Consider the following 24,722-nt stretch of genomic DNA (forward strand, 5'->3'; position numbering starts at 1 on the left):
CATACCTCAAATAAGCTGACTAGCACACTTCCCTTACATCAACGCTCACTTCCTACTTTTATTTTCTCAACCAAGAAATCGACGGCGGCTTTTACTTTTGGTACTAGATAGCGCTGCTTTTGATACAGCAGATACACGGCCATATCAGCATGCTGCGTGATTGCTAATGGATGCTCAAATTTAATCTCTTGCAATTCGCCTGACTCAAGATATGAGGATAGTGCCCAGCGAGTGGACATCAAAATTCCTTCGCCATCACAAGCCTTTTCTGCTAGCCATGGTCCATTGTTTGAAATTGCCACTGCAGGTCCTGAGACATCATGCCACTGATCGTCCACATAGCAGAGCCAAGGCGTTGGCCCGTTTGGGGCTTTGAAATACAGACCTTTATGTTCTTTCAACTCCATCACATGACTAGGTGCGCCATGCATCTCTAAATAACTGGGCGACGCAACCGGTATAAATCCATTGTCCATGAGCCTAATGGCAAGCACTCGCTCATTTGGTGCATAACCCCCGCGAATCGCAATATCGACATCGTCACGTCCTAATGCGGATAATTCATCACTGAGACTAACATCTAGCACAATCTCTGGATACAACTCACCAAACTCATCTAGCAGTGGTAGCAGTATCTTTTCACCAAAACCCACCATAGAGCTGATACGTAACCGTCCCATTGGCGTCGTTTGATAACTGCGTACTGTTTCTTTGCTTTGCTCGAGCTGATCCAATACTTGCTGCATATCGTCATAATAAACCTGCCCTACTTCGGTCAATTTAACGATTCGAGTCGAGCGCTTTAACAGTGTCGCGCCCAAGCTCTTTTCTAAATCAGATACTCGTCTCGATAGTGAGGATGGCGGCACTTTGAATGCATTTGCCGCCTTAGTAAAACTGCCCGTTTCTACGACTTTGCTGAAATACTTGATGGCACGTAATTGATCCAACTGACCTCTCCATTTAGATGAATATGTGAGCATTTTCGCTTTATTATTGTCTTAAAAGCAATAGTGATTCACGTTATTCCTTATATATAACCACATTAAAACCAGTAATAATGTGTTTAACTTAGGGCGTGCTTGATATTCGACCATGGCACTGACAGAGACTATTTTTTAGACAGTTCGACGTTAAAAATAGTAAGTTTAGTCATTCTAAGCGTCTATGTTTTAACAATGAAGTGGCAAAAAATAGTCCTGTCTCCTTCTGTTTATATTGGAGCTGATGCTAAAACTGCCCCATACTGTGTTGTAAATCTAGTTAAGGCACGAGCATTACCGTCGTTTTACGCCTTGTCTAGAACCGTTTTAGCAATCAGCAGTGCCTATTTGTGAATATCAAACACGCCCTAAACGTTGCAATGAAAACACGATTAAAAATAACTTTTACGTCAACAATGGAAGAATGACTTATGATTACTTTGCACGGCTTTGCTGCAAGCAACTATTACAACATAGTAAAACACGCTCTTTTATATAAGGGCATTCCGTTCCAAGAGGACCTTTTGTACGCTGGTAGTGATGATCTACTGACCGTCAGTCCAGTGGGTAAAGTACCTGCAATCACCATGCCTGACGGTTTTAATCTGTCGGAATCCAATGTGATTTGTGATTTTTTGGAAGAAACATATCCTGAAAAGCCACTATATCCTGCCGATGCAGCAGAACGCGCGACTGTACGTCAGATTATGAAAATAGCAGAGCTTTACTTTGAACTACCAAGCCGTCGACTGATTCCGTATGTATTTTCTGGTACTCAAGCACCTAACGCAATCAAAGAGGAAGTTCGTCAAGTATTGGGCCGCGGTATTATTGCTATGAATCGCTTATGTAAATTTTCGCCTTGGATTGCAGGCGAGCAATTCACCATGGCTGACATCTATGTGCATCACGTCAACACTATTGTCAACGCTTTTGGCGCGACTCAGCTTGAGTGGGATGTACTGGCAGAAGTGGACGGTATGAAAGAATGGAACAAAGCCATGAGTGAAACCGACATTGCAAAAAGTGTTCAGGCAGACAGTCAAGCAAACATGCCTGAGTTTATGCAACACGTTAAAGCTCTAATCCAAGCCGCAAACACTAAATAACCTGTGGCAATGTGGCTACTAAAAATGAGCCACATTAAGAAAATTACTAAAGCTAAATAACCTAAAGAACGACCAATGCCGTAAAGGGATTGGTCTAAAAATCCAACTATTCGCAGGAGCAAATCTTATGACCGATAAAAACAAACAACTGGTTTCAACCATCAGTGATGACAACAAATTAACCCTGTCTTTAAAAGACATCGAGATGCCCCAACCCGGTGCTGACGAAGTTGTCGTTCGCATGGAAGCCATGCCATTGAACCCCTCTGACTTTGGTGTGATGTTCAGCGCCGCTGATATGTCAACCGCTGTACAATCAGGCACTGATGACAGCCCGATCATTACCGCTGATGTGCCTGCGAAATTCATGCCATCACTCAAAACGCGGGTAAATAAAGACACCCCTGTCGGCAATGAAGGCGCTGGTACCGTCATCGCCGCAGGCTCATCAGAAGCCGCACAAGCACTCATGGGCAAAATGGTTGCGGTGATTGGTGGCGGTACATATCGTCAATACCACTGTGTCAATGTAAGAAGCTGCATAGAAATGCAAGACGGCACGACAGCTACCGAGGCCGCATCGTCTTTTGTAAACCCGCTCACCTCACTGGCAATGGTCGAAACCATGCGCGCTGAAGGCCACAAAGCCATCGTACATGCAGCAGCCGCTTCTAGCCTTGGTCAAATGCTAAACCGTATCTGTATGGCAGACGGTGTTGATTTGGTGAATATCGTCCGTAAAGACTCGCAAGAAGAGCTATTGCGCGATATGGGCGCAAAATATGTGGTGAACTCAAGCAGCGAGACGTTCCTTGCTGATTTGACCGCCGCGATTACTGAAACAGGCGCTACGATTTCTTTTGACCCTATCGGTGGCGGTAAGCTCACCAGCGATATTCTAAACTGTATGGAAGCAGCTATCACTCGTGACGTAGAAGAATACAGCGTCTATGGCTCAAATACCTTTAAACAAGCTTATATTTATGGCGCCTTAGACCGTGGTCCGATCACCTTAAACCGTAACTTTGGTTTTGCGTGGGGTGTGAATGGATTCTTATTGTTCAATGCACTTGGCAAACTTGGTAGTGAAACGGTTCAGTCCATGCGCAAACGCGTGGCAGAAGAAATCACCACCACCTTTGCGAGCAGCTATACGCATGAAGTGACCCTAGAAGAAGCGCTACAGTTAAAATCAATCGCCGCTTATGGCAAACAGGCGACTGGTGAGAAGTACTTGATCAAGCCTCAAGCTTAATAATTGTTTGAAGCATAATATAGAAATAAAAAAAGCAGATATTCTAGGATGTCTGCTTTTTTCTATCCTTAGAATACATACTGATTATAGAGAAAGGTTCCACGAATTCTTAAGTTACTCCACTAAGAAATACATTTAAGAGCATGTCATTTCTCTGTATGGTTTAATATTTATTAAGAGGCAGTGAATTTGTCGGCTATAACTTGCAAGGAGTAATTAACGGCCAACTGATTCTTATGTTTTGTAATAGATTTTTATTCATTTTTACCTGCTTTTACCGCTTCAATGATTTTGATTAAATAATCAGGAGATACGGGCATATTTTGAATATCAGCAGTTTCTTGAATAATCTCTCGAGTAGTTTGATCCCTACTTATAACAGGGTTTCTTTCTACTTCTAGGAATGTGTAGATACATTTTTCAAGCAATGTTTTATCGTCAATTGAAATTGCTACTTCCAAAGCTACAAAGTTATGTTCGATATTTGTGGCTTCATTTTGGAAATATTTTATCTCAGCTAGACTCGATTTATACAGTCTTAAGAAGAAATATGAAAAAACTTCAATAATTAAGACAATTGATAAACGTGGTAAAAACTCCATTACAAAATCCCCCAAAGAATTATGCGTTCCTTCTTTCGCTAATACGAAAAAGGATAGAGCTATGACTCCCGATAAAGCTGTAATAACTCCTAACACTAAGTTAATAGTACCGCGGCGTCCTAACGCATCAATTTCTTTATAAATACGATCTAAAGTAGACTGCCCGCGTTTAAATATATCAAACCTATACTCTGAGTCTTTTATCTCGCTTTTTAGCTTTTCCAAATAAGCGTTATTTGCTTCAGAGTTTATACGACTAAGTATTTTATCAGTTAACTTCTTTTCATCTTCCTCTGTTACGGGGGAAGCTTGCTTTTGCCGCTTCAACCTTAATACATCCTGTAAATGCTCAATTTCATATTTATATATTATGTCTTTACTAGAAGATAAACTTGAACCACTCAAGAACTTAACCATGGCAAGGGCCATAACAGTTACCATTGCAATTATAGCAAGTAAGATACTCTCCTTATTGCTTACAAAGTCAGATGACTCTCCTTTCAATCCTGGAATTAGTAAAGGCACAAAAGACATGGTCATTATTAAAACCATAAAAGATAATAATAATGTACCTTTATCTTTAAGAAGTATGCGGATTATTCTATCCATGCGTTATTCCCAAATTAATATTTAAATTTTTATTCTTTGTTATTGCTATGATTTACAGCAACTTAAAATGCCTTGCATGAAACTGTACAATAGTTCCACTAAACCACTCGATTGTAAACAATTGATTGTAAATTACTAGAGATTTAGTACTAGCCTCGTATAGATTTACACTATATAAAAATATAGCTACCTGCCTTTTAGTGTTTACCAGAAATTTGTATATACGTTATTAAGTATTCCTGAAATATTTACACTCAAATAATGGAATCAAATACCAAGAGCTATAAATTAATGTTACTAACAAACCTGTGGTTGCATCTGACGCTTATTACGCCTAGTATTTCGCTCCTTTAAATAACTCTATTTTTAACAATAACACCTCTACAGGTTTGTTTACTCACAATAAAGAAGGATTCGTTATGCCAATAAACACAACCACAATTATTGATGGTGGCATGGGACGAGAATTGGCGAAACGCGGTGCACCGTTTCGTCAACCTGAATGGTCAGCACTGGCAATGATAGAAGCGCCAGAGATCGTTCGTGATGTACACCGTGCTTATATTAAGAGCGGCGCGGCAGTCATTACGACCAACAGTTACGCCCTAGTACCTTTTCATATCGGCGAGGAACGTTTTGCGGCGCAAGCACAAGATTTGGCAGCAGCGTCAGGTGAAATGGCACGTGCAGCAGTGACGCTAGAGGGCGCAGCAACCAAAGTAGCAGGCTCTATCCCGCCACTGTTTGGTTCCTACCGTGCAGACTTGTTTGATGCTGACCACGTAGAAGATATCGCCACCCCACTGATCAAAGGTTTAAACCCGTATGTCGATTTTTGGCTCGCTGAGACTCAGAGTCTAATCGCCGAGTCTATCGCTGTTCGTGAGCTACTTAATACGCTAGATACAGACAATAAACCGCTATGGGTAGCTTTTACTTTAGAAGACAGTATGGATATCGATGTACCACGTCTGCGTTCAGGAGAAACCGTCGAGGAAGCTGTGGCAACGATGGCTGCTCTCGATGTCGAGGCGATACTCTTTAACTGCTGCCAACCTGATGTCATCGAGCAAGCATTAGATGTCGCACAAACTATCCTACAAGCAAAACAAGCGCAGCATATCAAACTTGGCGCTTATGCCAATGCCTTCCCGCCACAACCAAAAAATGCCGCCGCAAATGATACGCTTAATGAAGTGCGTGATGATTTGACCCCGCCTGCCTATTTGCTCTGGGCACAAAAGTGGCAAGCACAAGGCGCTTCACTAATCGGCGGCTGCTGCGGTATTGGTCCTGAGCATATTCAGGAATTAAGCCAACATTTCACTGCTACTGCTTAGACATAGGCTGATCTGAATATAGAAAAATGTAAGATAATTAGATCGTTAAGTTCATCATGCTGATGACCATCGAATGTTATTTGATGGTCGGCATGTTTCTGGTCATGGTGCTAGTGCTGTAAGCGTATCGAAAATTCTAGTAGCAGCTACAGGCCTGAATGAAATTATCGACTAGCTTGTCATAAGTATGCGCATTGTATTCTTAACAGCCTACCCTTTCTCCCGCTAACTTGAAGTCTGTCTACCCGTTTGTATCAGTAGGACACCACTTAAAATCAGTACCAACGCTATAATTTCTAAGCTGGTGATGTCCTCTCCAATTACAGCGCCAATGATGACAGCAACGACTGGGGCAATATAAGTAGCACCAGCAGCCCGCACTGACCCTAACGTCTCAATAATAAAATAATAAATCAAAAAAGCAGCGCCAGTACCCAAAGCACCCAGACCAAGTATCGTTCCCCACATTGCCCTAGTATCTGTCGACAGCTGGGTTATACCATCGAAATCGATGAGTATCGAAAGCGTTATGACAGCCAATCCCACTTGCCAAGTGGCTAACGCCAGTGGTGGCAATCTCAGAGGAGACAGATAACGCCGCGCATATACAAAAGATGCACCCACACTCAAAGACCCTGCCAACATCCACAAAACGCCAACGAGAGAGACACCAGTGGCACCTTGCCATGGTCGCGCACTTAATGCGATACCAGCAAATCCTAGCGCAAGTCCAATCGCCATTTGCTTGGTCGGACGCTCCTCAGGTAAGAACAGCGCCGCCCCCAAAAAGGTAAATATAGGGATTGAACCACTTAATAGACCTGCGATGCTACTGGGCAATAGCGCCGTACCTGCGACAAATCCATAATAGTAAAAAGACGTGGCGAGTACTGACATCACTATAAAGTGTGGCAAATGCTGTAACTGCGCCCGAGTAATTACTTTGCTGTGCCAAGCAACGGCAACCAATGGCAAGAACCCAAATAACAAGCGTAAAAATACGGTTTGTGAGGGACTGATTAGAGCCGTCGCCCATTTCATAAAAATAAAATTCGACCCCCAGATGATACCAAGTAGTACCAGTGCAGCATATGCTCGAAACATAACATTGGCCTTAATAAACAGATGAACAGATGAACAGATGAACAGATGAGCTGCTTTTTTCAAACAGTTAGCGTCGATAGTGTTTTATTGCTTGTATTAACAGTCTGGTATTAACTATCTTGTATCAATAGGCTTGTATTGACTGACTCGTTAAACAGAGCGAATGACGCCACCATCAACCCGTATGCTTTGACCAGTGATGTATCCAGCAGCTTCAGATAATAAAAAAGCAATCGTTGAGGCGACTTCTTCAGAGGTACCATAACGTCCCATCGGCACGCTCTCACGGCGTTCATCAACTTCAGGCAAGCTATCAATCCAGCCAGGCAAGACATTATTAATACGCACACCTTTTGCTGCATAATCATCTGAAAAAATCTTGGTGAAAGCGCCAAGGCTGGCACGAAAAGCCGTTGACGTAAGAAAAAGCGCAGTCGGCTGCGTTACCCAAGAGGTAGATATATTGACGATAGCCCCGCTACCCTGTGCCACCATGATTGGCGCGACCAAACGAATTGCACGTACCGCACTAAGAAAGTAAACCTCTAGCCATTTATGCCAATCCTCATCAGTGATGTCTAAAATAGGTGCGCGCGGGCCATGACCAGCAGAGTTTACAAGCGCATCAATACGTCCCCACTGTTGCATCGCCGAATCAACCAAGCGCTGCACATCTTCATTAACAAGGTTGGAGCCAGTAACACCAATGCCGCCCAACTCTTTTGCTAAAGCCTCACCTTTCCCGGAGGAAGATAAAATAGCGACATGATAATCATCTGCTGCAAGTTTACGAGCAGCGGCAGCACCCATGCCTGACCCGCCTGCGGTGATAAGCGCCACTTTTTTTGTCGTTATAATATTATTCATCTGTTTTTCTCCATTAGTTATCGTTTCACTTATCATAACCAATAAAATCAGATTCCTAACATCATAATAAAAGATGCTAGACTGTAGAAAATCTATCGTCTAGGAAAATAAAGTGTCAGATAACCATCGTACGTTGCCACCGCTCAATGCTTTACGCGCATTTGAAGCTGCAGGGCGTCATCTTAACTTTCGGGTGGCGGCGGATGAGCTGTTTGTGACCCAAGGTGCCGTGGCTCAGCAAGTGAGAATGCTAGAGGAGCATATCGGCTTTCCTTTGTTTCAACGACTACCAAGAGGTGTGGCACTCACTAGCCAAGGCTCTATTTACTTTGCAGACGTCACTCGCGCTTTTAAGATTTTGGATAAAGCAACAGCTCAGCTACTAAAAGAGCCTAAGACGGTTACGATTAGCGTCACGCCAACTTTTGCCACTAAGCTATTACTGCCTCGCCTGCCCGCGTTGACCGCCGCGATTCCTGATGTCGAACTGCGTACTGTGGCGACCGAATCCATTGCAGACTTTGACCGTGATCAGGTAGATATCGCGGTACGCCTAACGCGTCCACCATTCCCTTCGGCATTTGATACTCAGCTGCTGTTCAAACAAACGCTCGTAGCCGTGGCTAGCCCTCACTTAATGGCCAATAGAGAACTACCTATATCACTCGAAGCGCTACAAGAGATGCCATTGCTCCATGACTCACATCATCATTGGCCACGATTTTTTGGTACTACAGGTAAGCTAGCCGGTGCTGTATTTAACCAGACCGCATTGGCTTTAGATGCAGCGCTAGCGGGTCAGGGCGTTGCGATTGCTTGTCAGGCGTTTGTACAAGCGGATTTGAATGCAGGGAGACTAGTGCAGGTAAGCGAGTCAACGCTAACAGTCGATCCAGATTATTATCTTGTTCGCAAAAAGAGTTCGTCATCATCACCAACTGTCGACGCTGTCTGGAACTGGTGTGTCACTCATTTAGCACTGGCTTGATTTAGTCAGGGCTAGCTAAGCATTAAGTTAAACGTCAATATAAATAATCTAATCTCAAACTTATTAACGTTTTTAGCTTCTGAAACTAACTACGATTTCAGTCGTGTTTTTCTATCCTACTACAGTCGTGCTTCAGCATAATGATGCAGACCTTCTTTCTTTTTTATCCTCGTTTTATCTTTTCACTAATTGCCCTAACTCAAAAATAAAAAACAGTTACCTACCCCCTTCTCAATCAAAAAACGCCCTATTTTTACGCGATTAAAATACTAAGTTTTTATGTCACATTACGTACAACTTACACAGTTAATTTATCACAAACAATTATCGACTAAATTATTACTCAATTTTGTATTAGTATTCATTGGTATCAACCAGCTGATTAAGAGAGCCGTCTTTTCTTACAAGCACGCCAGCCCCTTACACGATTTTACTTGTTGTACCTGCATAAGGACCAGACATGACTGCTAACACACAAGAAGCTCTAACTAGCGCAGCACTCAGTTTTCAATTGATGACGCGAGCTGAGCCTCCAGAGTTAGTTATTGCCACAATAAAGTCGTTATTAGCAGTAAAAAAAGCGTGTGACGAGATATTAATTATCGATAATAATAATAAAGAGACGTCGTTATATGAGCCGTTAGCAGCATTTTGCCAAAGTTTAGACGCTGAGTTGAATGTTCATTTTTATCACATTGATCGTGTCGAAGGATTTAAAGCGGGTGCTTTGAACTTGGCACTTGGGTTAATGAGTCCAGACTGTAGTCACATTGTAGTGGTCGATAGTGATTACCAAGCGTTACCACATGCTAGAGCCTCTATTATGCAGGCTATCGCCCAATATCCTGAGCATACCCTACTTCAGTTTCCGCAGTTTTATCGTAATGAAGGACAGAATGAAGGACAGCCGGATGCTCATAGCGAGTTGAATCACTATTTCAATCATCATCTGTATCGTCCTTTTAATCGCAATCGCGCCTTATCAACGGGTACTTACGCAGTCATTCGACGCTCAGACCTTTTGAGCATAGGAGGCTGGTCAGGTGCTTCTATCACTGAAGATGCTCAGATGGGCGTGCTTATGCATCGACAAGGTTTTCGTAGTCAGTTTGTGCCAGAAGTCATTGCCACAGGCTTATTACCTAACACACTAGATGACCTAATATGTCAACGCCGACGCTGGATCTACGGCAATATGCAAGTGCTCACGGATTACTTGTCAGTCCCCTACAACGCTCCAAGTCAATATGTTTCACAGTCCAAAAGTATGAGAGAACGTCTAGCCTATATACGCGCTCATCTGTCTCAGCTGAGTGCTTGGGTAAACTTTACAGGGTTCTTTATCTTTTTGCATATCTGCGCATTACTGGTGATGGTTGATATGCTTTTAATAAATAACGCTAACGTGTCGATGCTTATCCCTCTATATGTGGTTTATGCAGGTTATGCCTTTTTCATCCTTAGACGGTTGTGGGCATATTTCCGTGATCAATCGCCTCTTAACAAACAAATAGATGACAGCCATCAGTCACATTTTGGCAGAAAAATACGTGCATGGTTGATGCACTTGAATTTTTGGGAGATTGGCGCACTGTCATGGCTTCCGGTGCTATGGGGACGAGAGAAACCTTTTGTCTGTACGCCAAAACAAAATTATATCCAAAGTCGTCAGTCATTATTCCTTAAGAATATAGCAGCGTTACCAAAACTGCTGTTGGTGCTAAATATCATTACAGCCCTAGTCGTAGCGCCATTTTCACCGCTCTATTCTCCAGTACTATTTATATGTGCAGCGGCAGTTTGTATTCTTAAACTAAGCGCAGCCAAGGTAGCAATAGATAATTTCTCTGATGCTCGAGCAGATATACCAAGTATGAGTAAGGTTCTGAGACAGACTTTAAAAGTAGCCCATGAAAAGAAGACGACTATCACGACATCTTATGCGACGTCTTTATTTAAAGATAAAAAAACCATCGATTCATAAAAATCAGTACTTATAAAACTAGTACTTATAAAGATAAAGATAGCGGTTTATATAAGCCAATTTTGAACCAAGGTCATTCTATTGTCTTTTATCGTTTCTATACTAAGTTCCCTATACGCCACTCTACTAACCAAAACGCTTATAGCCATGATGCTTATAACTATAAAGGTCTTAAAAACATGATTAGGTCTTCGAATTCACCACTACGTATTGCCATTATTGCGCATTCACTGTACCCCATTGCCCAGCCTTACGCGGGTGCTCTAGAAATGATTACCCAATTGATTTGTGATGAATTGGTGGCACAAGGTCATGAGGTATTGCTTTACGCTCATAAAGATAGCGAGACGAAAGCAACGTTGGTGCCGTTATTAACTCGTCATGAGTTTAACAAGATGGTCTATGATAATGAGCATGAAACGGTCGCCATGGGCCGTGAAGAGATGTACCAATATCTCACTTATCAGATAGCCTTACGAGATATTATCGAACGTGATGAGCGCGGTGAAATTGATATCGTACATAACCACAGTCTGCATCATATTCCGATGATGACAGGCCAAGCGTTTGGCGAAAGGTTTTTTACCACTTTTCATACGCCTATTTTTCCGCAGTTACGTTTGGCACTTTTGACGCTACGCTCTGGTACAACCACTCAGTTTACAGCGATCAGTAAGCATCAACAGCAGTTGTTTGCTGAATTTGTCCCCTCACAAGTGGTATACAACGGTATCGACGTCGAATCCTTTATTGCCAATACGGAATCCCTTGGCAATACTAATGGTAGCGATGACGAGGTATATTTTTGGTATGGGCGTATCTGCCCTGAGAAAGGCACTCATTTAGCCATGCGGTACTGTATGGAAGCTGGGAAGAAACTTATCATTGCAGGACCTAAAAGCAACGAAGACTACTTTAATCAAAAAGTAGCCCCTTTATTATTTAAAGACAGTAAGAGTGGCGATGACAAACTATTCAGTTACGTAGGTCATGTCACCAAGGACGAGATTAACAATTACTTGTGCCAAGCAACTGCCATGCTATTTACTAGCACTTGGGATGAGCCATATGGATTGACCTTGGCTGAGAGTTTGGCATGTGGCACACCAGTCATTGGTTTTGATGCTGGAGCCAGTGCCGAAATTATTACCCCAGAGACAGGAGTCATCGTACCTAAAAAAGACAAAGCCGCCTTTATCAATGGCTTTGCTACGATTAAAAACATATCACGCCAAGCCTGCCGTGACCGTGCCTTAGAGTTTTGTTCAGTGTCAGCCATGGTAGACGGCTATCTGGAACTTTACCGAGCAGCGTTAAAAAATAGAACTGCGTTAATAGAAGACAATTCAGTAAGTTATATCAACAATATCAACAGCTATGAGCTCTCTGATTTAACAAAAGACTCCCTGCAGTTTTTCAATCAGGCCATTCAAGCACCAATTGAAACTGATAATGATCTTGTTAGCTTTTCTGAGGGATCGTAATGATGCGTATTGGATATTATGCTCATCATCACGGCTCAGGACATTGCCGACAGGCAGACAAACTGGCTGCATTGCTACCTAATGACGCAAGAGCGCAATTAACGGTATTTACGAGCTTAGATATAGATAGCTATCGTTTTACCGCTATTGATGAACAACAAATCGTACGTTTAAATGCAGAAGATGAACGCCCAGATGACATACTAGCAGGTCGTGCAGGAGAATATTGGCAACCAGCCAGCCTACATTACTCGCCCGTAGGCAATGGCGACATTCAAAAACGCAGTCACCAAATATTAGACACTATCTTTCAATGTAAGATTGATCTGATGATTATCGATGTCAGCGTCGAGGTGGCAATGCTCTGCCGTGCGGCAAGTATTCCTTACCTTTACGTTAGGCTTCCTGGTATTCGCGATGATGCGCCACATTTGGGTGCATTTGCTGGTGCGCTTGCCTTACTAGCACCTTATCCTAAAGCATTAGAGTCTACCCAGACATCTGAGTGGGTCTGTGATAAAACGCTCTATCTTGACTTTATCTACTCTCAAAAAGCTGAGCCATATACTTATGAGAGCTTTATAGATATTTTGGCAAAATTAAGCGTGAACAATGAAACTTCTGATCTTAAATCTACAAACCTACCATCTATCGAAGCTCAATTAGCATACAAGTCCGAAACTACAACACCTATTATCACCGTTATTAAAGGCTATGGTGGACATAAAGCGATTGACGAAAAACTACCGGAGTTGCGCTCACTGCTACCCAATGCATTAATTGTCTCTCTCGGGCCTATAGACGATGACAAACGATGTTATGTCGATATCTCAGCTGAGGTAGATGACGTCACACCATTTATTTGCCATAGCGATTATCTAATGATGGCCTGTGGCCTAAATGCTGTCGCGCAAGCGTATCATTACGATACGCCGCTCATAGTAGTGCCTGATGACAGACCTCATAATGAACAAGCGGTCATGGCTGAAGCGTTAGTCGCTCAAAATAAAGCGCTAAATTGGCAGCAGTTTAAAACCTTAATGAGCGTCAATGATGGTCAATCTGAATCTATTGCCCAAACAATTCATTACCGAAGCAAACAACACCCCACTACCTCGGTTGATAGCATTGAAAAAAATAACAGTGAGGAAGATAGCATTGAGGAAACCAACGCAGTTACGCCAATAGCTGCTCAAGCGTTTATGCATAGCACCACTGATTATCCTACTACTAATCTTTGGTTTGAAAACTGGTTGCTTCCTCGACTCAACTTAATGCCCGAATCAACAATTAAATACTGACTTATTAAAAATAACAGGCAACCTGATAGCGAGGTAAAGACAAGCGATGACCATTCAGCCAACGAATAACGCTAGCACAACTTCTGATACTGTATCGATGACCGTCATTACGACTTGCTATGGTCGTAATCGTCATCTCTACAACCTACTCAGCAGTCTAGAAAATAGTAGTGTAAAGCCAGCCGAAGTCATTATCGTCAATGACGATGCCGATCCCAATCGGTTAGCTGAATTCTCATTAAATATCGTGAAGTTGCCGACTACGGTTAAATCAGCTGTGAATGACGGTGACGATACTACAACTACAGAGTTTGATATCGGACATAATCGCAATCTTGGAGCGTTGCAGGCAACTCACGATATGCTGATTTTTTTGGACGTTGATTGTATCGTAGCGCCTACGTTTATTGAGCAAATGTATAAGAAGCTTCTGCAATATCCTAATGCGCTTTTGATGGGTCAACCGCGCTATCTAACGCGACCATTATCAGTAGAAGAAAATGCACTATTAAAAACCAATCATTTGCCTTTTTCTCTTTTAGACGAGCTGTCTGTCTATAACCCTTATCGTTATAATTTTGATGAAGCTGATTCAAACCAAGCAGGAACGAAGCAAACAGCTATCAAACAGACTGATGACTATGGTGCATTTTGGAGCCTATGCTTCGCTATCAAGCGGCAGACTTTTGATAAAATTGGCGGTTTCGACACCCAATATACAGGTTATGGTGCAGAGGATACCGATTTTTCCTTTACAGCACGTCGATTAGGTATCGATTTTCACCTTACTGCTGATATCGCTTATCATCAGCAGCATAGTGTCTACCGGCCACCACTCAACCATTTAGACAGTATCATTGTCAATGCCAATCGCTTCTATCAAAAATGGCACTGTTGGCCCATGGCAGGATGGTTGTCACAGTTTTCCGATATGGATCTGATTGATTGGACCGAAGAACAGTCATCACTGATAGCCGTACGACGAGAGCCTAGCGATAACGAGATAGAGCGTGCTCATTGTCCAGACGCTCCCTATGTTTAACTACTTCTAGCTAAACATAGTTTAGTTAATCAATATTTTAGTACCAATGAATAGTCACTCCTGTAGGTGGTCGACTCATTTCCTGACGTTCAAAATCCCAGTTATGCCCATGCCAAAAATGAGCAGTTTTATCATTGTCATTGAAACCGATCATTACTATCTCTAACGGTAGTTTCGTGTTTTGAATATGGTGTAAGTATGCTCGAGCTTCAAGCATCAGCCGATATAATAGAAAACCTGACGAGGGCGCTGACGAATGAATATCGGTAAAGTATGGGTAGTCAGCAACAACTTTATGATGCTCTGATAGCACACTGTGGTAGGTAGGGCTTGATAATAGTTTTTTCATGCTCGAAGGAATATCTAAGATGCGATGAGTAGTGACAGGATCGTCATTAGGACTTGGGTCATCCGCTAATGTTGGAAACTGATAAGGCTGGTTGCTCGTCAATATCCCTAATGGCGCGGTCTCTGCCATTTGCTCCACCACTGATATATGATTGCTTCTAGGCGGTAGGCCAAAATGCAGTTTACTGTCACCAATCTGACGAAAAAACAACAGCTTAGGCAGTAAACTAGCTAGCTGATGGCTAGCAAAAAAATCAGCGTGAATAAAGTGATTAAATAACACTAAGACATCATCGGGCTGTAACAACATCTCAAGCTGCGTCGTGGTTACAGCAGGATTATTTGCAATTAGAACAACTCGTTTAGCTTGCTCTAGTGCAGTCTGTATAACGACTGGTAGTGTTAAGAAAGCAGATTGCGCTGTATTTATGTCATTAGATATATATTCGCTATTCTTTGACAGCGCGATACTCTGTTTGAATATTGGTTTTTCTGTATTGGACTCTATATTAGACATAGCAACCTTAGTTAATGTGAACTTTTTATTGCTACTTTAGCATTATTAGCGATTTTTATAGACAAAGCTTTACCCCTATTATGCAAGGATAAAGCCTTATCTTAATAAAAGTCTGCGACCTCCGACCTCTTACTTATTCAACTCAAAAATCATATTTTGCCATTATTTCAATTTGCTGACCTGCTGGCATCCATGGGAATGTCGTTACGTCCTGATTTCTCCACTCAATACCCAAATCTAGATCTGGTAGATACTCATAGATAAGGTTTGCGCTTTTTACATTAGCAGAAGTGTCTGCCGCATCGTTTACATTTACTTCACCATAACGCAAGTTGCCACGCAGCTTTTGGGTAAATTGATGCTTATATCCTACGCTATAGCCAGTTTGCGAGATAAGTTTCCCATCCTCGGCATCACAGTCTACGCCGCCATTCATAATTAGTGGCCCGCCAACACAGATGGCAGAATAGGCACCCATGCCTTTACCATTGTATATACTCGCATGGAGTGAATCTTTACCCAATGTCAGCTTGCCAGCTAAAGAAACACCGATACCCACATCTGAACCATCTCCGTTCTCAGCATCACGAGCCGTGACAGCCACGTTATAGTCAAAGTTAGATATCTTATCTTTGTAGCTTACTACCATATCAGGTAAGCTCGCATTATCATAAACAGGGTCTTGCGCCGTAAAACGCAGCCCTTTATAAGTATAGTGCAACGTCAAATCTGGACGAATATAAGAACCACCACCAGAGGCCGTGCCCAAACCAGTACCCCAGAAGTCAAGCTGCTCCGTAGACAGAGGCGCCACTGCCAAAAACTGACCATTCCAAGTCTTACCCACTGTCAAATCATCAACCTGAACATACGCATGACGCAAGCGCAGATTTGAGCCGCCCTTGGCGTAATCGCCATAAAAATCACCTTCAATAAAACCCGTGAGTTTTTTATCATCTACCGATTTGGTCGTTTTAACATTGATACGAGACTGGCGTAAATTACTCTTAAATTCCGACTCGCCTTCATCAGGAGAGTTAAAAGCACCTTCTGCTTTGATGTAACCACCGATACTCAAAGTCGTGTCACCTGTTGTCACAAGATCGATTGCTTGTGCAGATACGCATGTTACAACCGTAGCAAAACCTACAGATAACCTTTTTATATAAAGCATCATTCATTTCTTCCTTGTTTTATGTTGATATCCTTATCAATCCAATTGCTATTACATTTTCTTTAATCCATAAAAATAAATAATCCTTTTACATGAAAATTAACTTCTACTTAATAAGTACTTTCTAATTAAAAACCCCAATCAGAATTTGACCGATATATTGGGTGTTACGCTTCTTGATTAATATTCTCTAATGCCGCAATGGCTTCTTTTTGCGACTCATCGATCGGTTTTTTTTGTCCACTCAACTTATCGAGATAGACCAATATAGACTCACCTATCGCAACGACTGTTTTCTGCACTGTACTGTAATAGGTATATTCATGAATCAGACTTGAATTACCGATTTTTTTGACCTTGACGCCAATCCATAACTCATCGGGATAGGCAACCGATTTGAGGTAACGACATGATGAGGCTGCCATCACCGAAGACGTTTGTTCGTTAAATAAACCAAGTCGCCTGTTGTAGTAGATACGAGCGTTTTGAGCATATTCGTAATAAACCACATTATTGACATGACCAAAGGAGTCCATATCACCCCATTCCACTTGCTGAGGATAGATAACGGTAAAGTCATGCAATGGGTGATTGTCGTCGCTTGCGACAATCTCTTGTATTTCTGGGAACATAGGCGCAGCTTCCATAGTTTCTCTCTTTTTATTAGATAGGCTCTGTTATATAGACGATAAATATGACTCAGGGTGTTCGTGACTCACACACCTCTCCCATCCCTAGCATTCAGTCAAACACTAGGGTTTATGCAAGTTTTCACTTTTGTCAAAGTCGATTTGATGGTGACCGGATTGTTTGATTAGATGAGATTTTCTGAGTACATCGAACGCATGCGTTTTTTATCGAGTTTGCCAACGCTGGTCTTTGGCATATCTGACAAAAACCTAATCTCACTTGGTACGCCATACTTTGGCAGATGGCCTCTCTCTACTGCTTGATGACCCAACGCCAAAATATCTTCCATTTTTGTGTCGATATGGTCTGGTTTTAGCACGATCAATGCCAAGGGACGCTCGCCCCAACGCTCATCTGGTACACCAATCACCGCAATATCAGCGACGCTAGGATGAAAGGACAAAATGGTTTCGACTTCAAGTGAGGATACCCATTCGCCGCCAGATTTAATGACATCTTTGAGCCTGTCTGTGATGCTTAGCGTACCATCAGCGGTCATGCAGGCGATATCTTGAGTATGCATCCAGCCACCTTTCCATAACTCATTACCTGCGTCAGGATTTTTAAAATAACTTTGTGTTAGCCAAGGCGCGCGTATCACAAGCTCGCCTGTCGATTTGCCATCCATGGGTTGTGGTTTACCATTTTCATCCCAAATTTCCATCGAAACTAGCATAATGGGTGAACCTGACAGACAACGATAGTTAAGGTTATCCTCTAGCGTCATTGACTCTGTTTTGTCATCGAATACTGCTCGAGACAGTACAGGGCACGACTCTGACATACCAAACCCTGACATAAATTCGATACCGCACTCGATAGCTGCCTTTGCCAAGCCTTCGTTAAGCTTTGAGCCACCTAGTAACAGTTTGAGATTCTCAAATTTGCGACCGCGTTCTGCCATTTCTTTGAGAAGCATCTGTAGTATTGCTGGGACACCATGTGACAGCGTGACCTTGTGCTGCTCAATCAAATCGACCAATTTTGGTGCCAGATACCGTCCTGGGTATACTTGTTTTAGCCCGATCATGGTAGCGCCATACGGCCAGCACCATGCATGGACATGGAATAAAGGCGTCATCGGCATATAGACATCGTTATAGCGAGCGCCTTGACCTTCGGCGTTGAGGGCTGACGCTAAGGTACTTGCCATCGTCTGTAGTACAATCTGGCGATGAGTAAAGAAAACCCCTTTTGGATCGCCTGTCGTACCACTGGTATAGAATGTCGTAGCAATAGTGTTTTCATCAAAATCTGGGAAGTCAAACTCATCACTAGCGGCGGCTAATAGCGCCTCATATTCGCCATCGACATAGTCAGGCAGCTCAGCTTTCTCACCACCTACTTTGTCACCCTCTGCATCATCAGCCCACATCACATGCTCAATAGAAGGCGCATCGTCACGATAGTCTTTAATCATTGGCGCAAATTCAGCATTCAACAGTAAGGCTTTTGGCGCAGCATGATTGACGGTATACAGTACTTTTTCTTCAGACAGACGGACATTAACGGTTTGCAAAATCATGCCCGACATTGGTACTGCAAAGTATGCCTCAAGGTAACGATGACTATCCCAGTCCATGACCGCGACCACATCACCTGCCTGCAAGCCCATATTTTTTAATACATTGGCCAAGCGATTAATACGTTTAAAAAACTCAGCATAGGTATAAGTGACTTTGTCGGCATAGCTAATGGTTTGGTTGGTGGAAGCAATCTTGGCACGGTTTAGTAGCTGTTTGATAATTAACGGGAACCCATACGCTTCTTCGGCTTGATGGTAGTTATCGTGTTCGTTGAGTATGGTTGTCATGGTATCTTCCTTGATAATAAATTGTCCTTAATATAGTCAACCCTCTATAAAAGAGTGACAGCGTTACCCTCACTTGAAGTATCACAGTTACATCTGCGCTCGGTTGCCTTGTCTCTCTTCTAAACTGAATCAACTATAATCAGTAATGGGGCGAGCTTGCTTTTGAGTCTTAGACGCGTTCTATCACCATGGCAAGCCCTTGCCCAATACCAATACACAAGCTGACCACGGCATATTTGCCACCTGTGCGCTGTAGCTCTCGGGCGGTACTCAAGGCAATTCTTGCACCTGATGCGCCAAGCGGATGTCCGACAGCGATAGCGCCGCCATTGGGATTGACACGCTTATCATCAAAATCAATATCTAACCCTTTCAGGCAACCAAGCACTTGAGAAGCAAATGCTTCATTAATCTCAATAACAGACATATCATCAAGGGTCAGATCCGCACGCTTTAGTGCCAGCTTAATCGCTTCAACAGGACCTACGCCCATAATATTGGGTTCAACACCCATTGCACCTGATGATAGGATCTTGGCAATCGGTTTAAAGCCGAGCTTTTCCTCTGCTTGCTTTGAGCCGATGATGAGCGCAGCTGCACCATCATTGATGCCAGAAGCATTACCTGCGGTGACGATTCCATCTTTGTTTAACGGTTTGAGCTTTTGTAGTGCTTCAATATTAGAGCTGGCACGCGGATGCTCATCATCTATGACTACTTTTGCAGGCAATTTCTTACCTTGGGATACAGTGATAGGTGTTATCTCATCGTCAAAAAACCCTGCTTGCTTGGCAGCTTGGTACTTGGCCTGTGATGCGGCTGCAAACTTGTCGGCTTCCTCGCGCGTAATACCATACTTCTGCGCGACATTATCGCCCGTCTGCGGCATGGTATCACTGCCGAACTGCTCAATAATCTTCGGGTTGGGGAAACGGCTACCGATAGTCGTATCAAATACTTTGAAGTCACGGCTAAAAGGCTGTTCTGTCTTGGCAAATACAAACGGTGCACGCGTCATCGACTCCACACCACCTGCTAAAATAATATCCCCTTCGTTGCACGTAATACTGCGAGCAGCATCGACAACAGTAGACAGACCTGATGCACATAGACGGTTGACTGTCTGACCTGGGGTAGTTACATCCAACCCTGCTAACAGAGCCGCGTTACGCGCGATATTGCGAGAGTCCTCGCCTGCTTGGTTGGCACTGCCTAGCAACACTTCATCAAAGATATCAGCAGATAGCTGGTGCTTTTCGACCAACGCTTTCATCACGGTAGCAACCAAATCATCAGCACGTACGGTTGCTAATGCGCCAACATATCGACCAAAAGGACTTCTTAATCCATCATAAATATAGGCATCTAACATAACGTTTCCTTGTCGTATTTTTAACTCTGAATAATGGTTTTATGGTTTGACAACCATATTTTGTCGTTCAAATTAGTAAGTGATTTGCTGAGTAAACAATGAGATGTCAAGCTTTGCACGGCGCTGCAGCCAAGGGCTTGGACGGTAACGTGGGTCACCTGTCAGCCCGTAGATACGCTCTAAAATAAGCAATACACGCGAGGCTCCAAGATGATCGCCCCAAGAGATAGGACCATATGGATAACCTAGCCCAAGCTTGACAGCATTATCGATGTCCTCAGGTGAAGCAATCCCTTGCATAGCAATGTCACAACCAAGATTGATCACCATAGCGATCACACGCTGTGCCACAAAGCCAATGCTTTCGGCAATCAGCGTGGCACCGACTATAGGCTGTGTGGTTGCTTCCCTGTCATCCAAGCCTTTACCAAATAACGTATAAGCTTGTGCGATAAATGTTTCCTGCGTGACGAGACTTGGCATTAAAGTACGATACTTTGCTAGTCCAGTGAGCATATCAATGGCAACGGCTTGCTTGGGATCGACCTGATAACGAATCGCAGCATTAGTCGTATCTTCGCCATAGGGTGCGAGCAGCACCAAACTATCAGGGTTTGGCTTGTCGTTGTCGTCGATAGTGATACCCTGAGACTTTAGGTAATCGACCAGCTGATTTTTGTCTTCTGCCAGATCAGCGCCAACCCAAACTGAGGTAATAACGGCATCAGATATGAGTGCTTCGAACGACTGATCTTGAGCAGTAGCTGCTGACAACTTCTGACCGTTTTCATAGTGATAAAACCCTGCACCAACCTTACGACCAAGCTTTTTACCTACTAGCATTTGACGGGTCAATGGATGCGGACGATAGCGCGCTTCGTGATAGAACTGATTGTAAATCGACTCCATCACGGGGTGCGACACATCGATACCAGTGAGATCTAACAGCTCAAACGGCCCCATGCGAAATCCTGCGCCTTCACGCAAAATTCGGTCAATATTCTCAAACGTTGTTACCCCTTCACCCAATATTTTTAACGCTTCTGTGCCGTATGCTCTACCGCCATGATTGACGATAAACCCCGGTGTGTCTTTTGCTACCACACCTAGATGACCCATACGTTTGGCCAAATCGGAGAGAACGTCAACCACTGATTGCTGAGTAGACAGACCTGGAATGACCTCTACAATTTTCATCAAAGGGACTGGATTGAAGAAGTGAAATCCTGCCACACGCTCCGGATAATCACAGTCAGCAGCAATTGCGGTCACTGATAAGGAGGAGGTATTGGTTGCCAAAATAGTATCGGCGGTGACCACACCTTCTAACTGGGCAAAAAGCTGTTTTTTGATGTCTAGATTTTCGATAATGGCTTCAACTACTATCTCAGCAGTCGCAATTTGGCTAAGCTCTTGTAGCACCGTCAAATTACTTAAAATATCCTGTAGCTGCTCATCGGTAAACTTGCCTTTAGCAGTAAGTTTTTCGAGGGTACTTTGCAAGGATTGTCGTCCTTGTTCAGCAGCGCCTAATTTGGCGTCATATAACAGTACTTGGATACCAGCTTGAGCAGCAATTTGAGCAATACCCATGCCCATAATACCAGTGCCTATAATGGCAATTGTGTTCACAGTCATAATAACTCTCTACATAGTTTGCTATGAAATTTTGGTTCAAAGGTGATAACTTGCTTCAAAAGCGATCACAATGTGGCTTTGAATTAACGTGCTTATGAATTCACGTGCTTAGGAATTAACGCGGCTAGGGATTAATGCCCTTTATATTCTGCAGGACGCTTTTCTAGGAAGGCTTTAGCACCTTCTTTTTGGTCGTGAGTATTGAACAAAATCTGGAAAGCCTTGCGCTCTAGAGCCAATGCACCTTCTAAAGGCATATCAACACCTAGATTTGCCACTTCTTTGATTTGCGCTAAGGCGATGGGAGAGTAATGTGATAGCTGCTCAGCAATCTCAATGGCGCGTGTAATAGTAGCCTCATCTTCAACGACTTCAGATACTAGCCCCATTGTGTCCGCCTCATCAGCGCTGATCATATCGCCCGTTAGTACCATTTTCATGGCCTTATGTTTGCCAATCGCGCGAAACAAACGCTGCGTTCCGCCAGCACCTGGCATGAGTCCTATCTTGATTTCGGGTTGACCAAATTTGGCAGACTTGCCTGCGATGATGATGTCAGCATGCATCGCTAGCTCACAGCCACCGCCCAAAGCGTAACCATTGACGGCAGCAATAATAGGTTTTTGGCAGTTAGTAATGGCAGCCCAATAGCGCTCACTATGACGCAGGTACATATCCACTGTACTTGTAGTCAAGAAATCATTGATATCCGCACCAGCGGCAAACACCTTGTCACCACCAGTAAGGACGATCGCTTTGGTTTGTGGGTCATCATTTAATTGAATGAACAGATCTGCCATTTGTTGACGTAGCTCGCTGTTTAGTGCATTGCGCACTTTGGGGCGATTAAGTCTAATGACACTCACGCCTTCTCCTTTTTTCTCACAAATAATGAGTGGCTCTTCCATGATCGACTCCTTAAACATCATTCTTGCATAAAGTATAAATACCCTAACAAAGCATTTATTTTGAATATTAAATATCGCTATGCGGTATTTAATATCAATATATACTGTTTATTTTGGTTTGTGAAGCATAAAAATTTGATAAATTAGAATAAATGTAAATTAAAAAGCTATATTCAATTATATAAATACCGCAATGCGGTTTTTTAAACCAAAACTATTGTAATTTAATAATTCATCGATTATGCTGTTTATCCAAGGAAGTCACATTATTTAATACAGTCACAGAGCCGATACTGATATCAGGCATCAATCAAACAAGGAAGATTCATATGATTAGAGATAAAGAGACCCTCGACCACATCACCCAAACCATTCGTAACTTCGTTAACGATCAACTTATCCCTATGGAACATTGGGTTGCAGAAAATGACCGCCTTCCAGAAGAGATCATTGAGCAAATGCGAGAATTAGGGCTTTTTGGACTGACCATACCCGAAGAGTACGGCGGACTTGGTGTCACTATGGAAGAAGAAGTCACGCTGGCATTTGAGTTAGGACGTACCTCCCCTGCGTTTCGCTCATTAATAGGGACAAATAATGGTATTGGCTCATCTGGCCTAGTGATTGATGGCACTGAAGCACAAAAACAGAAGTATCTACCTCGGTTGGCCAGTGGGGAAATCATCGGTTCATTCTGTTTGACCGAACCGGAGTCAGGATCAGATGCCGCCTCATTGAAAACGACCGCTATTAAGGATGGTGATACTTATATCATTAATGGCACCAAACGTTATATCACCAATGCCCCGCAGGCTGGTGTATTCACTGTCATGGCACGTACTGATCCACAAAACAAACGCTCTGGCGGTATTTCAGCATTTATTGTGGAGAGTGACACGCCTGGTATTACTTTGGGCAAAATTGACAAAAAAATGGGTCAAAAAGGCGCGCATACCTGTGATGTGATCTTTGATAATTGCGTCGTACCGGCGGATGCGCTCATCGGCGGTGTTGAAGGTGTTGGCTTTAAAACGGCCATGAAAGTGCTTGATAAAGGGCGCTTGCATATTGCAGCAGCCAGTACTGGAGCCGCCACTCGCATGCTGAATGATGCACTCAACTATGCTGTCGAGCGTAAGCAATTTGGTCAACCGATTGCCAGTTTTCAGCTTATCCAAGGTATGCTCGCTGACTCAAAAGCAGAAATCTATGCCGCCAAATCCATGGTATTAGACGCTGCACGTCTGCGTGACGAAGGCAAAGACGTCGTTACCGAATCCTCATGCGCCAAAATGTTTGCCACTGAGATGTGTGGCCGTGTTGCTGATAGAGCGGTACAAATCCATGGCGGTGCCGGTTATATCGCAGACTATGGTATTGAACGTTTTTATCGTGATGTACGTCTATATCGTTTGTATGAAGGTACCACACAAATTCAGCAAGTCATCATTGCCCGCAATATGATTAAAGAGGCCAGCGAGTAATCCCTACCACTTTTTCATCCACCAAAATGCACGGCGGTATTTGCTAGGATGCTGATACCGTTCTCCTCTATTTTTAACATTACGCATCAAATTAGTTTTTCATTCTCACA

At 43.1% G+C, this 24,722-nt stretch carries 20 protein-coding genes; 9 read left to right on the forward strand and 11 right to left on the reverse strand.

What is annotated here, in order from left to right; all coding sequences use genetic code 11:
• Positions 1 to 38: 38 nt before the first annotated feature.
• Positions 39 to 950, reverse strand: coding sequence for a LysR family transcriptional regulator (locus JMX91_RS00530; RefSeq protein WP_201547182.1), 912 nt, complete (start codon positions 948 to 950; stop codon positions 39 to 41).
• Between the two features lie 464 nt (positions 951 to 1,414).
• Between JMX91_RS00530 and JMX91_RS00535 the strand changes: the two genes are divergently transcribed.
• Positions 1,415 to 2,092 carry a glutathione S-transferase family protein gene (locus JMX91_RS00535; RefSeq protein WP_201547184.1) on the forward strand — a complete coding sequence of 226 codons (678 nt, stop codon included), beginning with the start codon at positions 1,415 to 1,417 and terminating at the stop codon, positions 2,090 to 2,092.
• 127 nt (positions 2,093 to 2,219) lie between these two features.
• Complete coding sequence (locus tag JMX91_RS00540; RefSeq protein ID WP_201547187.1) at positions 2,220 to 3,347, forward strand: zinc-binding dehydrogenase; 1,128 nt, start codon at positions 2,220 to 2,222, stop codon at positions 3,345 to 3,347.
• A 254-nt stretch (positions 3,348 to 3,601) separates the two neighbouring features.
• Here JMX91_RS00540 and JMX91_RS00545 read toward each other — a convergent pair whose 3' ends face one another.
• Positions 3,602 to 4,558, reverse strand: a complete 957-nt coding sequence (locus JMX91_RS00545; protein WP_201547189.1) for a hypothetical protein — start codon at positions 4,556 to 4,558, stop codon at positions 3,602 to 3,604.
• Positions 4,559 to 4,977: 419 nt separating this feature from the next.
• On the opposite strand from JMX91_RS00545, the gene JMX91_RS00550 reads away from it, so the two are divergent.
• Positions 4,978 to 5,898, forward strand: a complete 921-nt coding sequence (locus tag JMX91_RS00550; protein ID WP_201547191.1) for a homocysteine S-methyltransferase family protein — start codon at positions 4,978 to 4,980, stop codon at positions 5,896 to 5,898.
• Between the two features lie 225 nt (positions 5,899 to 6,123).
• On the opposite strand, the gene JMX91_RS00555 is transcribed toward JMX91_RS00550, so the two are convergent.
• The gene (locus JMX91_RS00555) at positions 6,124 to 7,002 is read right to left on the reverse strand and encodes a DMT family transporter (RefSeq protein ID WP_201547193.1); all 879 of its coding nucleotides are present in this window, start codon (positions 7,000 to 7,002) and stop codon (positions 6,124 to 6,126) included.
• A 150-nt stretch (positions 7,003 to 7,152) separates the two neighbouring features.
• Complete coding sequence (locus JMX91_RS00560; RefSeq protein ID WP_265089143.1) at positions 7,153 to 7,869, reverse strand: SDR family oxidoreductase; 717 nt, start codon at positions 7,867 to 7,869, stop codon at positions 7,153 to 7,155.
• 112 nt (positions 7,870 to 7,981) lie between these two features.
• On the opposite strand from JMX91_RS00560, the gene JMX91_RS00565 reads away from it, so the two are divergent.
• The 5 genes from JMX91_RS00565 to JMX91_RS00585 all read left to right on the forward strand — a co-directional run bounded on the left by JMX91_RS00565 (position 7,982) and on the right by JMX91_RS00585 (position 14,668).
• Entirely contained in the window at positions 7,982 to 8,857 is an 876-nt protein-coding gene (locus tag JMX91_RS00565) for a LysR substrate-binding domain-containing protein (protein ID WP_201547194.1), read from the forward strand.
• A gap of 460 nt (positions 8,858 to 9,317) precedes the next feature.
• Complete coding sequence (locus tag JMX91_RS00570; protein WP_201547195.1) at positions 9,318 to 10,841, forward strand: glycosyltransferase family 2 protein; 1,524 nt, start codon at positions 9,318 to 9,320, stop codon at positions 10,839 to 10,841.
• 179 nt (positions 10,842 to 11,020) lie between these two features.
• Positions 11,021 to 12,325 carry a glycosyltransferase gene (locus JMX91_RS00575; RefSeq protein ID WP_201547196.1) on the forward strand — a complete coding sequence of 435 codons (1,305 nt, stop codon included), beginning with the start codon at positions 11,021 to 11,023 and terminating at the stop codon, positions 12,323 to 12,325.
• Positions 12,325 to 13,626, forward strand: coding sequence for a hypothetical protein (locus JMX91_RS00580; RefSeq protein ID WP_201547197.1), 1,302 nt, complete (start codon positions 12,325 to 12,327; stop codon positions 13,624 to 13,626). Before JMX91_RS00575 ends, JMX91_RS00580 begins: the two co-directional genes overlap by 1 nt.
• 46 nt (positions 13,627 to 13,672) lie before the next feature.
• Entirely contained in the window at positions 13,673 to 14,668 is a 996-nt protein-coding gene (locus tag JMX91_RS00585) for a glycosyltransferase family 2 protein (RefSeq protein WP_201547198.1), read from the forward strand.
• Positions 14,669 to 14,705: 37 nt separating this feature from the next.
• On the opposite strand, the gene JMX91_RS00590 is transcribed toward JMX91_RS00585, so the two are convergent.
• From JMX91_RS00590 to JMX91_RS00620, 7 genes are all read right to left on the reverse strand, one after another.
• On the reverse strand, positions 14,706 to 15,533 hold the full coding sequence (locus JMX91_RS00590; RefSeq protein ID WP_201547199.1) for a hypothetical protein: 828 nt from the start codon (positions 15,531 to 15,533) through the stop codon (positions 14,706 to 14,708).
• A 142-nt stretch (positions 15,534 to 15,675) separates the two neighbouring features.
• Complete coding sequence (locus tag JMX91_RS00595; RefSeq protein WP_227679189.1) at positions 15,676 to 16,710, reverse strand: hypothetical protein; 1,035 nt, start codon at positions 16,708 to 16,710, stop codon at positions 15,676 to 15,678.
• Positions 16,711 to 16,874: 164 nt separating this feature from the next.
• Positions 16,875 to 17,354 carry an acyl-CoA thioesterase gene (locus JMX91_RS00600; RefSeq protein WP_201547201.1) on the reverse strand — a complete coding sequence of 160 codons (480 nt, stop codon included), beginning with the start codon at positions 17,352 to 17,354 and terminating at the stop codon, positions 16,875 to 16,877.
• 167 nt (positions 17,355 to 17,521) lie between these two features.
• Positions 17,522 to 19,210, reverse strand: coding sequence for a fatty acid--CoA ligase (locus JMX91_RS00605; RefSeq protein ID WP_201547203.1), 1,689 nt, complete (start codon positions 19,208 to 19,210; stop codon positions 17,522 to 17,524).
• 169 nt (positions 19,211 to 19,379) lie between these two features.
• A complete protein-coding gene (locus tag JMX91_RS00610) occupies positions 19,380 to 20,582 on the reverse strand; it encodes a 3-oxoadipyl-CoA thiolase (protein ID WP_201547205.1) in 1,203 nt (400 codons plus the stop codon).
• A gap of 72 nt (positions 20,583 to 20,654) precedes the next feature.
• Positions 20,655 to 22,220, reverse strand: coding sequence for a 3-hydroxyacyl-CoA dehydrogenase (locus JMX91_RS00615; RefSeq protein WP_201547208.1), 1,566 nt, complete (start codon positions 22,218 to 22,220; stop codon positions 20,655 to 20,657).
• A 131-nt stretch (positions 22,221 to 22,351) separates the two neighbouring features.
• On the reverse strand, positions 22,352 to 23,128 hold the full coding sequence (locus JMX91_RS00620) for an enoyl-CoA hydratase (protein WP_201547210.1): 777 nt from the start codon (positions 23,126 to 23,128) through the stop codon (positions 22,352 to 22,354).
• A gap of 329 nt (positions 23,129 to 23,457) precedes the next feature.
• Between JMX91_RS00620 and JMX91_RS00625 the strand changes: the two genes are divergently transcribed.
• A complete protein-coding gene (locus tag JMX91_RS00625) occupies positions 23,458 to 24,612 on the forward strand; it encodes an acyl-CoA dehydrogenase family protein (RefSeq protein WP_101204502.1) in 1,155 nt (384 codons plus the stop codon).
• Positions 24,613 to 24,722: the final 110 nt, after the last annotated feature.

Origin of the sequence: Psychrobacter sp. Pi2-1, from assembly GCF_904846645.1 — a bacterium.
GTDB lineage: Bacteria > Pseudomonadota > Gammaproteobacteria > Pseudomonadales > Moraxellaceae > Psychrobacter.

Excerpts from the sequence above, each read along its gene's own strand:
- JMX91_RS00535 (WP_201547184.1), top strand. The coding sequence starts at position 1,415 with ATGATTACTTTGCACGGCTTTGCTGCAAGCAACTATTACAACATAGTA.
- JMX91_RS00540 (WP_201547187.1), top strand. The coding sequence starts at position 2,220 with ATGACCGATAAAAACAAACAACTGGTTTCAACCATCAGTGATGACAAC.
- JMX91_RS00545 (WP_201547189.1), bottom strand. The coding sequence starts at position 4,558 with ATGGATAGAATAATCCGCATACTTCTTAAAGATAAAGGTACATTATTA.
- JMX91_RS00550 (WP_201547191.1), top strand. The coding sequence starts at position 4,978 with ATGCCAATAAACACAACCACAATTATTGATGGTGGCATGGGACGAGAA.
- JMX91_RS00555 (WP_201547193.1), bottom strand. The coding sequence starts at position 7,002 with ATGTTTCGAGCATATGCTGCACTGGTACTACTTGGTATCATCTGGGGG.
- JMX91_RS00560 (WP_265089143.1), bottom strand. The coding sequence starts at position 7,869 with ATGAATAATATTATAACGACAAAAAAAGTGGCGCTTATCACCGCAGGC.
- JMX91_RS00570 (WP_201547195.1), top strand. The coding sequence starts at position 9,318 with ATGACTGCTAACACACAAGAAGCTCTAACTAGCGCAGCACTCAGTTTT.
- JMX91_RS00575 (WP_201547196.1), top strand. The coding sequence starts at position 11,021 with ATGATTAGGTCTTCGAATTCACCACTACGTATTGCCATTATTGCGCAT.
- JMX91_RS00580 (WP_201547197.1), top strand. The coding sequence starts at position 12,325 with ATGATGCGTATTGGATATTATGCTCATCATCACGGCTCAGGACATTGC.
- JMX91_RS00585 (WP_201547198.1), top strand. The coding sequence starts at position 13,673 with ATGACCATTCAGCCAACGAATAACGCTAGCACAACTTCTGATACTGTA.
- JMX91_RS00590 (WP_201547199.1), bottom strand. The coding sequence starts at position 15,533 with ATGTCTAATATAGAGTCCAATACAGAAAAACCAATATTCAAACAGAGT.
- JMX91_RS00595 (WP_227679189.1), bottom strand. The coding sequence starts at position 16,710 with ATGATGCTTTATATAAAAAGGTTATCTGTAGGTTTTGCTACGGTTGTA.
- JMX91_RS00600 (WP_201547201.1), bottom strand. The coding sequence starts at position 17,354 with ATGGAAGCTGCGCCTATGTTCCCAGAAATACAAGAGATTGTCGCAAGC.
- JMX91_RS00605 (WP_201547203.1), bottom strand. The coding sequence starts at position 19,210 with ATGACAACCATACTCAACGAACACGATAACTACCATCAAGCCGAAGAA.
- JMX91_RS00610 (WP_201547205.1), bottom strand. The coding sequence starts at position 20,582 with ATGTTAGATGCCTATATTTATGATGGATTAAGAAGTCCTTTTGGTCGA.
- JMX91_RS00615 (WP_201547208.1), bottom strand. The coding sequence starts at position 22,220 with ATGACTGTGAACACAATTGCCATTATAGGCACTGGTATTATGGGCATG.
- JMX91_RS00620 (WP_201547210.1), bottom strand. The coding sequence starts at position 23,128 with ATGGAAGAGCCACTCATTATTTGTGAGAAAAAAGGAGAAGGCGTGAGT.
- JMX91_RS00625 (WP_101204502.1), top strand. The coding sequence starts at position 23,458 with ATGATTAGAGATAAAGAGACCCTCGACCACATCACCCAAACCATTCGT.